11 protein-coding genes are annotated in these 12,465 nt (G+C 62.6%); 2 read left to right on the top strand and 9 right to left on the bottom strand.

The window, feature by feature from the left end; all coding sequences use genetic code 11:
- Positions 1-42: 42 nt before the first annotated feature.
- The 3 genes from rcdA to USDA257_RS25525 form a co-directional block, all read right to left on the bottom strand.
- Positions 43-561, bottom strand: a complete 519-nt coding sequence (rcdA, locus tag USDA257_RS25535; protein ID WP_014765877.1) for a protease adaptor protein RcdA — start codon at positions 559-561, stop codon at positions 43-45.
- A gap of 349 nt (positions 562-910) precedes the next feature.
- Positions 911-1,099, bottom strand: coding sequence for a DUF1192 domain-containing protein (locus USDA257_RS25530; RefSeq protein WP_014765876.1), 189 nt, complete (start codon positions 1,097-1,099; stop codon positions 911-913).
- Positions 1,086-2,387, bottom strand: coding sequence for an MFS transporter (locus tag USDA257_RS25525; protein WP_014765875.1), 1,302 nt, complete (start codon positions 2,385-2,387; stop codon positions 1,086-1,088). Before USDA257_RS25525 ends, USDA257_RS25530 begins: the two co-directional genes overlap by 14 nt.
- A 180-nt stretch (positions 2,388-2,567) precedes the next feature.
- Between USDA257_RS25525 and USDA257_RS37250 the strand changes: the two genes are divergently transcribed.
- Together USDA257_RS37250 and USDA257_RS25520 are read left to right on the top strand one after the other, a co-directional pair.
- Complete coding sequence (locus tag USDA257_RS37250; RefSeq protein ID WP_014765873.1) at positions 2,568-2,723, top strand: hypothetical protein; 156 nt, start codon at positions 2,568-2,570, stop codon at positions 2,721-2,723.
- A 187-nt stretch (positions 2,724-2,910) separates the two neighbouring features.
- Entirely contained in the window at positions 2,911-4,803 is a 1,893-nt protein-coding gene (locus USDA257_RS25520) for an adenylate/guanylate cyclase domain-containing protein (protein WP_223843374.1), read from the top strand.
- A 47-nt stretch (positions 4,804-4,850) separates the two neighbouring features.
- On the opposite strand, the gene USDA257_RS25515 is transcribed toward USDA257_RS25520, so the two are convergent.
- From USDA257_RS25515 to tkt, 6 genes are all read right to left on the bottom strand, one after another.
- A complete protein-coding gene (locus tag USDA257_RS25515) occupies positions 4,851-5,765 on the bottom strand; it encodes a PhzF family phenazine biosynthesis protein (RefSeq protein ID WP_014765871.1) in 915 nt (304 codons plus the stop codon).
- Between the two features lie 184 nt (positions 5,766-5,949).
- Positions 5,950-6,975 carry a class I fructose-bisphosphate aldolase gene (locus USDA257_RS25510; RefSeq protein WP_014765870.1) on the bottom strand — a complete coding sequence of 342 codons (1,026 nt, stop codon included), beginning with the start codon at positions 6,973-6,975 and terminating at the stop codon, positions 5,950-5,952.
- Between the two features lie 245 nt (positions 6,976-7,220).
- Positions 7,221-8,420, bottom strand: coding sequence for a phosphoglycerate kinase (locus USDA257_RS25505; protein WP_014765869.1), 1,200 nt, complete (start codon positions 8,418-8,420; stop codon positions 7,221-7,223).
- Positions 8,420-9,010 (bottom strand): putative glycolipid-binding domain-containing protein, encoded by a 591-nt coding sequence (locus tag USDA257_RS25500; RefSeq protein WP_014765868.1) that lies wholly within the window; start codon positions 9,008-9,010, stop codon positions 8,420-8,422. The genes USDA257_RS25505 and USDA257_RS25500 overlap by 1 nt, the downstream gene beginning before the upstream one ends.
- 5 nt (positions 9,011-9,015) lie before the next feature.
- Positions 9,016-10,026 carry a type I glyceraldehyde-3-phosphate dehydrogenase gene (gene gap / locus USDA257_RS25495; RefSeq protein ID WP_014765867.1) on the bottom strand — a complete coding sequence of 337 codons (1,011 nt, stop codon included), beginning with the start codon at positions 10,024-10,026 and terminating at the stop codon, positions 9,016-9,018.
- 72 nt (positions 10,027-10,098) lie between these two features.
- Entirely contained in the window at positions 10,099-12,075 is a 1,977-nt protein-coding gene (gene tkt, locus USDA257_RS25490; protein WP_014765866.1) for a transketolase, read from the bottom strand.
- Between the last annotated feature and the right edge of the window lie 390 nt (positions 12,076-12,465).

The following is a 12,465-nucleotide window of genomic DNA, read 5'->3' as shown; positions in this document are numbered from 1 at the left end:
GCGCAAGGCCGGGCTTCGAACGTTACCGTGATTGCTGTCGGGTCAGTTGGTGCCGAAGGCGGTCTGCAGCAGCTTGATCTGCGCCTTGACGCCGTTCTGGTTGTCCGGAACGAAGGCCGTCGCTTCCTGCGGCCGGTAGATCTCGCGGTCGAGGAGGGCGACGCGGTTCTGCAGGCGGAGCGAGCGATCGATCAGATCGCGGAAGCTGTCCGGCAGATCGTTCCAGCCGGGCGCGCTTCGGTCGACATTGAAGCTGTCGAGGCGAACCTTGCTCTTTTCCGACATGACCTGCTCGCGGCTCATTTCGCCGTTGTTGACGGCGCGCTGCAGGAGAAGCCATGAGGCCATCTGCATCAGCCGCGTCGTCAACCGCATCGACTCGGCTGCATAAAGCACGGAGGCCATGCGCGGCAGTATCTTGGAGGCGGCCCGGCCGGGCCCGTCGAGATAGCTCGCCGTCTCCTCCACAAGGCCCATCCCTTCGGCATAGAGCGCCTTGAACTGCGCCGAGGACGCAGCGTGTCCTGCGAAACTGACGGTATTCAATCCTCTCTCGGACATGGCCTGCTTTCCCTGGTTCAAAACGCATCACGGTCAGGTAACGAAGTGGCTTTGGGAAAAGTTTCCTTGAGGCCCCTCTATGCTCGAAGAATGATCTGATACCGCATTCCGCGCAAGGGTATTCTTAAGAAAGGGTTAATCTCCACAATTCTTTGAATTTAGCTGTCGCGAAACAAAAAAAGAGCCGCGCGGGGGCGGCTCTCAAGGTAAAACAGGGAGAAAAATCAGACCCATTCGCCAGTTGGTGAAAATGTCTGAGTCCGGAAGACCGGATGCCCGGAGAATTGCAGAAAATGCCTAATATCCCGTTAAGTGGCGTCCTTCCGCGGACGCGCAGCGCGCCTTCCTGTCAGCGGAAGAGCCCTTCGGCGGCCGAACGGCTCGCGGATTTCCGGGCGCGTTCCGCCTCCAGTCGGGCGATTTCTTCCGTCAACAGCGCAATGCGCGCGGTGAGCTCGTCGGCGGAGAGCAGCGAGAGGTCGCTTCCGATGTCATGCGCGGTCTTCTTCTTCGGCTGATCGTCGTCAAACAGGCTCATTGGCTTTTTCCTCCTTTTCGGGATCGTCGACGATGTCTCCTCGTGCCTCCTCAAACGGTGCGGCACGCGGGGAAAGCTGCAGGCTTTCCGGCGTCGTCGGCGCCCCGGCATTGACCGGCGAGAAGGTCTCGCGTTCGGCGACTGGCACCGGTGCGCGCCGGCGGCTGCGGACGATCGCATAGGCGGTAATCAGCATATGCGCACAGGCCGTGATCATGAAGAGGCCATAGGGGCCTGTCGCGGTCATAACTGGTCCGCCGATCGTCGGGCCGATGATTGTGCCGATGCCATAGAGCAGCAGGAGGCCGCCCGAGACCTTGACGAAATCCTCGGGCATGGCGAAGTCGTTGGCGTGGGAAACGGCGATCGGATAGAGCGCGTTGGCGGCGGCGCCGTAGATGGCGATCAGCGTAAGTACGATCCACACCTGGCCTGGCTCGACGAGGAAGAGGAGGAGACCGGCCAGGGCACCGACGCCGGCAAGCACGGCGAGCACGTAGCGGCGATCGACCCGGTCGGAAACTCGACCGGCCGGCAGTTGCATGACCGCCCCGGAGAAGATCGCGACGCTCATCATTGCCGCGACGGCGCTGTCGGAAAGCCCCGCTTGGCGGCCGAAGACGGCGCCGAGGGTGCCGAAGGCGCCGTTGGCGATGCCGATCAGCAGGATGCCGAGAAAGGAAACCGGCGAATTGCGATAAAGGCCGCGAAGGTCGAGCCGCACCTGTTTCAGCGGCGTCGGCGAGGCGGCCTTGGACAGCAGCGTCGGCAGCATCGCGACGCAATAAAGGATGCCGCAGACCATGAAGAAGAAGGTGGTGGTCGTCTCGCCGAAGGGGATCATCATCTGCCCGCCGACGACACCGAAGAGGGTGATGGCGATATAGAGGGAGAAGATCACCCCCCGGCTTTCATTGGTGGCGCGTTCGTTCAGCCAGCTTTCGATGATCATCGACGTGCCGGCCGTCGAGAATCCCGTCAGTGCGCGCAAGACAAGCCACCAGATGGGGTCGATCATTAAGCCCGTCAAAAGAGAAACGATCGCGATCAGGGCCGTGAAGACACTGAAAGCCCGCACATGCCCAATGCGCTTGACGACATTAGGCGCGAAAAAGCAGCCCAGCACGAAGCCGGCGGCCCAGGACGTGCCGATCAGGCCGAGAATGGTTGTCGGATAGCCTTCCGATGTGCCGCGCACCGGCAGGAGAAGACCTTGCAGACCGTTTCCAAGGAAGAGGAACAGCGTGCCGAGCAACAGTGCGGTAACGGGAAGCAGATTGTTTCTCATCGTCCATCCGAAAATCGTTCTGCGGCCGGCAAGTTGTGACGGCGCGTGGCGCCGTGCCAACCGGAATCGCTACCGCCGGTCATTGCAAATCGGCGGCGAAAACAATAGCCCTCTATGCGACGAAAAGTGACGGCCGTATGACGTCGCGACGATGACCGCGGAATTCTCCGGAATAAATGAATGTCGAAGGCACTGACGCTTCTCCTCTTGATCGCCATGTGTTTGCAGCTCATCAAGCCGCTCGGATATCCCGGCCTCAGGCAGCGGCGGGATTTCTGGAAGATCGCCGTCTTCGCCATCGCCGTCATGATGGTCACGGTGCTCGTCCGGCCGTAGCGGCAGGCGGCCGCGCAGCATCCCTCCTCCCGCGGATACCACATGCGCACGCAATGCGCGACCGTCCGGGCGTTCCCTTAGAAACAGCTAAATTTGCGGGGCCGGGCTACACTTGCGGCCGAAATGCCCGAAGTCTGCGCACGACATGCAGTCAAGAAAAGGTTAAATTACCGTGCTCGGCCACAAGATGAAAATCGAGGCACTCTTGGAACGCCGCCTGACCGCCATTCTCGCTGCCGACGTCGTGGGCTACAGCCGTCTGATGGGAACCGATGAGGCGGGTACGCTGGCCGCGCTGAAACGGCATCGCCGCGAGTGCCTGGAGCCGAAGATCGCCGAGCATAAGGGGCGCATCGTCAAACTGTCCGGCGACGGCATGCTCATCGAATTCTCGAGCGTCGTGAATGCGGTTGCCTGCGCGGCCGAGATCCAGCGCGGCATGCTCGTCCGCAACGAGGGCCTGCCGAGGAGCAGGCGCATCGAGCTCAGGATCGGCATCCATCTCGGCGACGTGATCGTCGAGGAGGGCGACATCTTCGGCGACGGCGTCAACGTTGCGGCGCGGCTGGAGGGGCTCGCCGATCCCTCCGGCATTGCGGTATCTTCGTCGGTGCGCGATCAGGTCGGATCGAGACTGGACCTCGGCTTCGTAGACAAGGGCGAATACAGCCTGAAGAACATCGCGCCGAACATCCGCGTCTATACGGTCGCGCTCGGCGATGCGGCCGCCCGGCAGGAGCCGGAGACTGCGACCCCTTCGCTCGAGTCGGGCTATGAGTTGTCGATCGGCGTTCTGCCGTTCACCAATATGAGCCACGATCCGGAGCAGGAATATTTCTCCGACGGCATCACCGAGGATATCATTACCGATCTGTCGAAGATCTCGCGACTGCATGTCGTCGCCCGCAACACCGTGTTCACCTACAAGGGCAAAGCCGTGAAGGTGAAGCAGGCCGCCCACGAACTCGGGGTGCGGTTCATTCTGGAGGGCAGCGTGCGCAAGGTCGGCGAGCGCGTCCGCATCACCGGCCAGCTCATCGACGCGCATACCGGCGGGCATCTATGGGCCGACCGTTACGATCGCGACCTCACCGACATCTTCGCCATCCAGGACGAGATCACTCATGCGATCGTCGACCAGTTGAAGATCAAACTGCTGCCGGAGGAGAAGAAGGCGATCGAGAGCGATCCGACCACCTCCGTGGAAGCCTATACCTATTATCTGCGTGGCCGGCAGTTCTCGCATACCTGGACCCGCTCCTACCTGCTACTTGCGCGTCGGATGTTCCTGAAGGCCGTCGAACTCGATCCGAACTATGCCCGTGCCTATGCAGGGATCGCTGAATGCGAATGTGCAATCCGGGATTGGCACGAAAAGGAGTTTCCGCTCGAGAGCATTTTCGAGATGAGCGCCAAGGCGCTGGCTCTTGATCCGAATCTGGCGGAAGCGCATGCCTCACGCGGATTGGCATTGACTCACGACGGCCAAACGGAAGAGGCTGGGCGCGAATTCCGTCAGGCTCTGGCGCTCAGCCCTTCGCTCTATGAGGCGAATTTATATTATGGTCGCTTCTTGTTTGCACAGGGCCGGTTTCAGGAAGCGGTGCAGTTCTTTAAGCGCGCGGCCGAGATCCGGCCGGATGATTACTTTTCTCCGATTCATTTGATGGGCTGCTATTTCTCGCTCGGTATGGAAGCCGAGCGCCAGCGCTGGGCACGGATCGGAATCGAGCGGGCGAAAAGCGCGTTGGAGCGGCATCCGGAAAATGCGAGCCCCGCTCACCGGGGTGCCCTCGCGCTCGCACATATGGGCGAAGGGGAGCGCGCCAAGGAATGGGTGACGCGCGCGCTGGCGATCGATCCGGACGATGTGGTCGCACAGTATAATGCTGCCTGCGTGTATTCCTTGCTTGGTGAGAGCGAGCGCGCGCTCGACTTGCTGGAGACCGTGGTGCCGCAGAGTTCCAGCTACCATATCCAGTGGTTCGAGCAGGATTCTGACCTAAACGCCATTCGCGATCATCCTCGCTTCCGCGCGCTCCTCCAGACGATGGCGGACTGCAGCCCCGGGACGTGCTGACCCGGGCCTCGCGCAAGCTGCAGGTTCCATTAAGTCCCGCAGTAAGCTCAGACTTCGATTGCTCCGCGCATCACCGCCACGCAATCGCCGGAGACGCTGACCTCGCGGACCGCGCCGTCCTTCTTGCTGACGCGAACGGTTATGAGGCTGCGGCGGCCCATTTCCACGCCCTGCTCGATCGCAATCTCGATTTCGGCGTCGGGCTGCGGAAGAAGTGAAACGAGGTAGGCGCCGAGTGCCGCCGAGGCACTGCCGGTCGCCGGGTCCTCTATGACATTGTCGAGCGGGGCGAACATGCGCGCCCTGATCTGCCAGGGGCGCTCGGGGGTCCGGGCATAAAGATACAGGCTGAAACTGTCCTCGGCGAGCGGATAACGGGCGTTCGCCTCGTGGAAGGCACTGACATTGGGCCTTGCCCGTGAGAGCGTATCGACGTCGCTGAGCTCGGCGACCGCAAAGGCGAGGCCGACCGAGATGCGCACCGGGTGGCCGCGTTCACTCACGTCTTGCGCCTGCAGCGAGGCGCAGGACGCGATCGTCACGGGGTCGATGATCGGCCCTACGGCAAGCGGCTGTGGAGCGACGATCCGTGCTCCGGTGAGAATGCCGTACTCGCTCAGAAGTGTGACCTCGACCAGCCCCGCCTTCTCTTCGAAACGCAGCTTGTTGCCCGCTGTCCTGCCGAAGATTTCCTCCTGCCGCCCGAGCACGAAGGCGGTGCCGACATTCGGGTGGCCGGCGAAGGGCACTTCGGCCGTCGGCGTGAAAATGCGCACGCGAGCGGTGTTCGCCGGATCGTCGGGCGGCAGCACGAAGGTGGTTTCCGAATAGCCGAACTCCGCGGCGATCGCCTGCATCTGTTCATCACTCAGGCCGCGTGCGTCCGGAATGACGGCTAGTTGGTTGCCGGCAAAACGCTCGGCGGTGAAGACGTCGACGGTGACATAGGAGACGGTATTCATGGGAGCCCTTGGCCAATCGGAGATGGCACAGATGTAAGATCGCTGCCAGCCCACTGAAACAGCGAACTTGTCTCCCTGACAATTGCCGTGGTGATGGCAACGCCACCGCTCAAATGAAAGGCCCGGCGGCATCGCTCTGCCGCCAGGCCTTCTCCTCTCTCCCTATAGTCCGATGCGCCGCCGTTCAGGCGGCCTGTTCGAAGTCCTTCTTCCAGCTGCCCTTGGCGGCGAGGCTGCACATCTTGGCGCGATGGGTGAAGGCGCGCTGGCCGGCAGCGACGTTCTCCGGCTTGCCGTTCCAGGCATTCAGCGCTTCCTGCTGCAGGGCGCGGCCATAGGAGAAGGTCAGCTTCCAGGGCAGGTCGTGCGCCGTGTTCATGGCGGAGAGATGCGCGGTCGCTTCTTCGGTGGACTGGCCGCCGGACAGGAAGGCAATGCCCGGGACGGCGGCCGGCACGGTGCGCTTCAGCACCTTGATGGTGCGCTCTGCAACCTCTTCGAACGAAGCCTTGCGGGCCTTCTTGCCGTCGATCACCATGCTCGGCTTGAGGATCATGCCCTCGAGCTTCACGCGCAAGTCGCCGAGTTCCTCGAAGACCGTGCGCAGCACCCATTCGGTGACTTCTTCTGACCGATCGATCGAATGGTCGCCCGGAGCACCGTCCATCAGCACTTCCGGCTCGACGATCGGGACGATCTTGGCTTCCTGGCAGAGTGTCGCATAGCGGGCGAGCGCGTGGGCGTTCGCCTTGATCGCGCCGAAGCTCGGCAGGGCGTCAGAGACGGCGATGACGCCGCGCCACTTGGCAAAGCGAGCACCCGCTTCGTAATACTTGGCAAGGCGGGCGGCGAGGCCGTCGAGGCCTTCGGTGATCGTCTCATTGGGGAAATGCGGCAGCGGCTTGGCGCCCGTGTCTACCTTGATCCCGGGGATCGAGCCGGCGTTCTTGATGATGTCGACGAGCGGCGTGCCGTCGGCCGCTTTTTGGAACAGGGTTTCCTCATAGAGAATGACGCCGGAGATATAGTTGCGCACCGCGTCATCCGAACGCAGCAGCATCTCGCGATAGTCGCGGCGCGAGGTCTCGGTGGATTCCAGCCCAATGCCGTCGAAGCGCTTTGTGATCGTTGCGGTCGACTCGTCGGCAGCGAGCAGGCCCCGGCCGTTGGCGACCATGGCAACCGCAATATCTTCCAGTCTTTCGCTCATCTTTTTCTCCTTCGCACAGCGCCGGTCCCAGCGGGAACAGCGCATGAATAGTCTCGGGTGTGAAAGACGCGAAAAGCGCCTTTCGCACCGCCGAACGGAAGGCGCGATAACAGAAGATACCCTGCGGGAAAATGGCAGTAAAACAGACTAAAACGATTTAAATAATTTTAATCGTTTGAAATATCATAATTATTTTCGGGCGTCGACCCGGACCTATCCGTTTGCCCGGGTCGAGGCACGTGCTGTTACTTCTGTTGGTGGAGGATATCGACGCCCGGCAGCGGCTTGCCCTCCATCCATTCGAGGAAGGCACCGCCGGCGGTTGAAACATAGGTGAAATCGTCGGCGACCTCGGCGTGGTTGAGGGCGGCAACCGTGTCGCCGCCGCCGGCGACCGAGACGAGCGAACCCTGCCTCGTGCGGGCGGCCGCATGCTTGGCGGCAGCCACCGTCGCCTTGTCGAAGGGGGCGATCTCGAAGGCGCCGAGCGGACCGTTCCAGACGAGCGTCTCGGCGCGCGAAATCCAGTGGTTGATGGCTTCGACCGATTTCGGGCCGACGTCGAGCATCATCGCGTCTGCGGGGATAGCCTTGATGTCGACGATTTCGTTGTCCGCACCCGCCTTGAACTCGCGGGCAATCACGCCGTCTTCCGGGAGCACGATCGCGCATCCGGCCGCGGAGGCTGCCGCGACGATCGCCTTTGCCGTTTCGGCCAGATCATGTTCGCAGAGCGACTTGCCGACGTCGATGCCCTGCGCTGCGAGGAAGGTATTGGCCATGCCGCCACCGATAACGAGGGCGTCGACCTTCTTCACGAGATTCTGCAGGAGGTCGATCTTGGTCGACACCTTGGCGCCGCCGACGATGGCGACGACCGGCCGCTTCGGATTACCGAGGCCCTTTTCGAGCGCCTCGAGTTCGGCCTGCATGGTGCGGCCGGCAAAGGCGGGCAGATGGTGCGCCAGGCCCTCGGTCGAGGCGTGGGCGCGATGAGCGGCGGAGAAGGCGTCATTGACATAGATATCGCCGTTGGCGGCGAGGGCGGCGACGAAGGCCGGATCGTTCTTTTCCTCGCCCTTGTGGAAGCGGGTGTTTTCGAGCAGCAGCACGTCGCCGTCATTCATTTCGGCAATCGCGTTGGCGGCCTTGTCGCCGATGCAGTCGGCGGCGAAGTGGACGCGCTGGTCGAGGATTTCCTCGACAGCGGGGGCGATCGTCTTCAACGACATGTCGGCGACGGGCTCGCCTTTCGGACGGCCGAAATGGGCGAGCAGGATGACCTTGGCACCCTTTTCGGAGAGTTCGCGAATGGTCGGCGCCACGCGCTCGATGCGGGTGGTATCGGTCACCTGACCGTCCTTGACCGGCACGTTGAGATCGACGCGCACCAGCACGCGCTTGCTGGCGATGTCGGTCAGATCGTCGAGGGTCTTGAAAGTCATCAGTTCGTCTCCAGTGATAGTCTCTGAAAAAGGGTGGGATAGTCGATGACGAGGCCGTCCTCGTCGACCGGCAGGTCGGCGGTGAAGCTTCGGTCTTCCGCCTCGTAGCGATAGAGCTTGCCGTCCTCGAGGCACGTGTAGTGCTGGCCGTCAACCGTCGGCTCGAAGCTGTCGAACGGCACGTAGAGCATCTTGAGCTTTGCGGTGCCGGAAGCACGCGTGAGGCTCAACCGGCGGATCGGCAGGGTATTGGTGAAGGGTGTGCCGGCCAGGTCGATGTCGATGCAGCCGTCGAAGTGGGGGAGGGCGACTCCCTTGGCGGTGCGCCAATGGCCGCCGCCGTCGGAGAGGAGATGGAGCCGGCGTCCGTCGGTCGTCTCGACGACGAAGGACGTGACACGCCAGCCGGCGTCGCAATCGATGCGGTAGCGAACCCCGTAGGCGGCCCCGCCGCGCTCGCCGATCAGAACGCTTTCGGCGCGGATGGCCGCGCCGATGGATGCGTCTAGGGGTCGGATCGTCAGATGTTCGAGCCCTTCCCCCTCGAGCGGACGCCAGCGTACCGTCGTTGAGGAAAGGGCCCGGAACATCGGTCTTAGAGCAGCTTGCCGAGGGCGACCGCCGTATCCGCCATGCGGTTCGAGAAGCCCCACTCGTTGTCGTACCAGGACAGGATCGACACGAATTTGCCTTCCATCACCTTGGTCTGGTCCATATGGAAGACCGAGGAATGCGGGTCATGATTGAAATCGATCGAGACATTCGGCTGCAGCGTATAGCCAAGGATGCCCTTGAGCGGGCCGTCGGCTGCAGCCTTGATGGCGGCGTTGATCTCTTCCTTGGTCGTGTCGCGCTTGGCGACGAACTTCAAGTCGACAACCGAGACGTTCGGGGTCGGCACACGCATGGAGACACCGTCAAGCTTGCCCTTCAGTTCCGGCAGCACGAGGCCTACGGCCTTGGCAGCACCGGTGGAGGTCGGGATCATCGACAGAGCCGCAGCACGGGCGCGGTAGAGATCCTTGTGCATCTGGTCGAGCGACGGCTGGTCGTTGGTGTAGGAGTGGATCGTCGTCATCATGCCGTGGTCGATGCCGATGGCGTCGTTCAGCACCTTGGCGACCGGCACCAGGCAGTTAGTCGTGCAGGATGCGTTGGAGATGACGAGGTGATCCTTCGTCAGCTTGTCGTGGTTGACGCCGTAGACGACTGTCAGGTCGGCGCCGTCGGCCGGTGCCGAGACGATGACGCGCTTGGCGCCGGCTTCCAGATGGGCGGCTGCCTTGTCGCGCGCGGTAAAGATGCCGGTGCATTCCATCGCGATGTCGACGCCGAGGTCCTTGTGCGGCAACTCGGCCGGGTTGCGGATGGCGGTCACCTTGATCGGCTTGCCGTTGTTGATGATGATCGTGTCACCGTCGACCTTCACGTCGGCCGGGAATCGGCCGTGGATGGAGTCGAAGCGCAACAGGTGGGCGTTGGTTTCGACCGGACCAAGATCGTTGATCGCGACGACTTCGATATCCGTGCGGCCGGATTCGACGATGGCGCGAAGCACGTTGCGGCCGATGCGGCCGAAACCATTGATGGCGACTTTCACTGTCATGTCGGGTCTCTCCTTATCAGAAAGGCGTGGGTGAACGAATGGAGGGCGCCACAAGAGCGCCCTCCGGCTTGATCAGGACAGCTTGGCTTCGGCGGCAGCGACAACCGCTTCCGGCGTAAGCCCGAAGTGCTTGTAGAGCTCCTTGTAGGGACCGGAAGCGCCGAAGCTCGACATGCCGACGAAGACGCCGTCACTGCCGATGATGTGATCCCAGCCCTGACGGACGCCCGCTTCGATCGCGATCTTGACCGGCGAATTGCCGATGATCGCCTGCTGATAATCATCGCTCTGCTCGGCGAAGAGCTCGATGCAGGGCACGGAAACCACGCGGGTGGAAATGCCCTTGGCGGTCAGCGCCTGGCTCGCCTTGACGGCGATTTCGACTTCCGAGCCGGTGGCGAAGATCGTCACCTTCGCGTCGCTCGCGGGGATCAGGTCATAGGCGCCGCGGGCGCAGAGGTTCTCTTCCTTGTATTCGGTGCGCACCGCCATCAGGTTCTGGCGGGTCAGCGCGATGGCGGACGGGCGGTTGTGGCTTTCAAGGGCCAGCTGCCAGCATTCCGCCGTTTCCGTGGCGTCGGCCGGGCGGAACACCAGGAGGTTGGGGATGGCGCGCAGCGCGGCCAGGTGCTCGACCGGCTGGTGCGTCGGCCCGTCCTCGCCGAGGCCGATGGAATCGTGCGTCAGGACGTGAATGACGCGGATGCCCATCAGGGCGGCAAGGCGGATCGACGGACGGCAATAGTCCGAGAAGATCAGGAAGCCGCCGGAATAGGGGATCAGACCGCCATGCAGCGCCATGCCGTTCATGGCGGCAGCCATGCCGTGCTCGCGGACGCCGTAGTGGACGTAACGGCCGGAGAAATTGTCCGGCGTGATCGAATGGGTCTGGCTCGTCTTGGTATTGTTGGAGCCGGTCAGGTCGGCCGAGCCGCCGATCGTCTCGTTTAGCACGCCGTTGATAACTTCCAGCGCATCCTCGGAAGCCTTGCGGGTTGCCGGCGACGGCTTGGTTTCCGCAAGTTTCTGCTTGTAGGCGCTGATCGCCGGGGCAAGGCCGGCTTCGAGCTCGCCGGAGAAACGGCGGACGAAATCAGCCTTCGTCTCGGCAGCGTTGAGCCGCGCTTCCCATGCCTTGCGGGTCTCGGCCGAGCGCTTGCCGGCGAAACGCCAGGCGTCGAGCACGTCGGCGGGAACGGCGAAGGCTTCGGCTTCCCAGCCGAGCGCCTTGCGGGTGGCGGCGACTTCCTCGGCGCCAAGCGGCGAGCCGTGCACCTTGTGGGTGCCGGCCTTGTTCGGGGCGCCGAAGCCGATAACGGTCTTGCAGGCGATCATCGTCGGTTTGTCGGACTTCTGCGCTTCCTCGATCGCGGCGGCGATCGCTTCCGGATCGTGGCCGTCGACGGCGATCGTGTGCCACTTGCTGGCGCGGAAGCGGGCGTGCTGGTCGGTCGAGTCGGCGATCGAGATCGGCCCGTCGATCGAAATGTTGTTGTCGTCCCAGAAGACGATGAGCTTGTTGAGCTTCAAGTGGCCGGCAAGCGCGATCGCTTCCTGACTGATGCCTTCCATCAGGCAGCCGTCGCCGGCGATCACATAGGTATGGTGCTCGATGAGGTCGCTGCCGAACTCGTCGCGCAGCTTGCGCTCGGCGAGCGCCATGCCGACGGCATTGGCGATCCCCTGTCCGAGCGGGCCGGTCGTCGTCTCGATGCCGGCGGCGTGGCCGTATTCCGGATGGCCTGCCGTGCGCGAGCCGAGCTGGCGGAAATTCTTGATTTCGTCGATGGTGATGTCTTCGTAGCCGGTGAGATAGAGCAGCGAATAGAGCAGCATCGAGCCGTGGCCGGCCGACAGCACGAAGCGGTCGCGGTTCGGCCAGGCGGGGTTCTTCGGGTCGAAGCTCAGGTAGCGGGTGAAGAGAACCGTTGCTATGTCGGCCGCCCCCATCGGGAGACCAGGGTGGCCGGAATTTGCCTTCTCAACGGCGTCCATGGAGAGGAAACGGATCGCATTCGCCATCCGGTCGTGTTTTTCGCGAGAGATCATGACTGTTCCGTTTGCGTTCGGTGGTCAGGGGACGGTCTCTATCCTCCAAAGACCGTACGAGAAGCGGCCGAACACATAGCAGGTGCGCCGCCCGAGTCAACAAATACAGGCCTTCCGCCGCCCGTGATGGCAACGTTTTTGCGATCTTTCCCGGGTCGCGGGATCGCGCCGCAAGCATATCATTTGCAGATAAAATCAGCGATCCACAGCTTGCAGGGGGCAATTGGCGAAGGCGCCATTGTTGAGACTTATGTATTGGGTTTAAAAAGGGCGATCCGAGGTGGCCGGAACCCTGGTCGATTCGGAGCGCGGAGCGAGACGTGTTCAGGGGTTATACGTGGATCGCTCTGCCACCTTGTTTGGGCAATGAGAAGGCGTTCCAGCCTGCTC

Source organism: Sinorhizobium fredii USDA 257 (assembly GCF_000265205.3).
Classification (GTDB): domain Bacteria; phylum Pseudomonadota; class Alphaproteobacteria; order Rhizobiales; family Rhizobiaceae; genus Sinorhizobium; species Sinorhizobium fredii_B.
Note: the sequence above shows the minus strand (reverse complement) of the source record. Positions and strands in the feature narration are given on the sequence as shown.

What these genes read in the sequence shown, in the direction of transcription:
- USDA257_RS37250 (WP_014765873.1), top strand. Translation starts at nt 2,568, where the DNA reads ATGTCGAAGGCACTGACGCTTCTCCTCTTGATCGCCATGTGTTTGCAG.
- gap (WP_014765867.1), bottom strand. Translation starts at nt 10,026, where the DNA reads ATGACAGTGAAAGTCGCCATCAATGGTTTCGGCCGCATCGGCCGCAAC.
- USDA257_RS25520 (WP_223843374.1), top strand. Translation starts at nt 2,911, where the DNA reads ATGAAAATCGAGGCACTCTTGGAACGCCGCCTGACCGCCATTCTCGCT.
- USDA257_RS25500 (WP_014765868.1), bottom strand. Translation starts at nt 9,010, where the DNA reads ATGTTCCGGGCCCTTTCCTCAACGACGGTACGCTGGCGTCCGCTCGAG.
- USDA257_RS25510 (WP_014765870.1), bottom strand. Translation starts at nt 6,975, where the DNA reads ATGAGCGAAAGACTGGAAGATATTGCGGTTGCCATGGTCGCCAACGGC.
- USDA257_RS25505 (WP_014765869.1), bottom strand. Translation starts at nt 8,420, where the DNA reads ATGACTTTCAAGACCCTCGACGATCTGACCGACATCGCCAGCAAGCGC.
- rcdA (WP_014765877.1), bottom strand. Translation starts at nt 561, where the DNA reads ATGTCCGAGAGAGGATTGAATACCGTCAGTTTCGCAGGACACGCTGCG.
- USDA257_RS25515 (WP_014765871.1), bottom strand. Translation starts at nt 5,765, where the DNA reads ATGAATACCGTCTCCTATGTCACCGTCGACGTCTTCACCGCCGAGCGT.
- USDA257_RS25530 (WP_014765876.1), bottom strand. Translation starts at nt 1,099, where the DNA reads ATGAGCCTGTTTGACGACGATCAGCCGAAGAAGAAGACCGCGCATGAC.
- tkt (WP_014765866.1), bottom strand. Translation starts at nt 12,075, where the DNA reads ATGATCTCTCGCGAAAAACACGACCGGATGGCGAATGCGATCCGTTTC.
- USDA257_RS25525 (WP_014765875.1), bottom strand. Translation starts at nt 2,387, where the DNA reads ATGAGAAACAATCTGCTTCCCGTTACCGCACTGTTGCTCGGCACGCTG.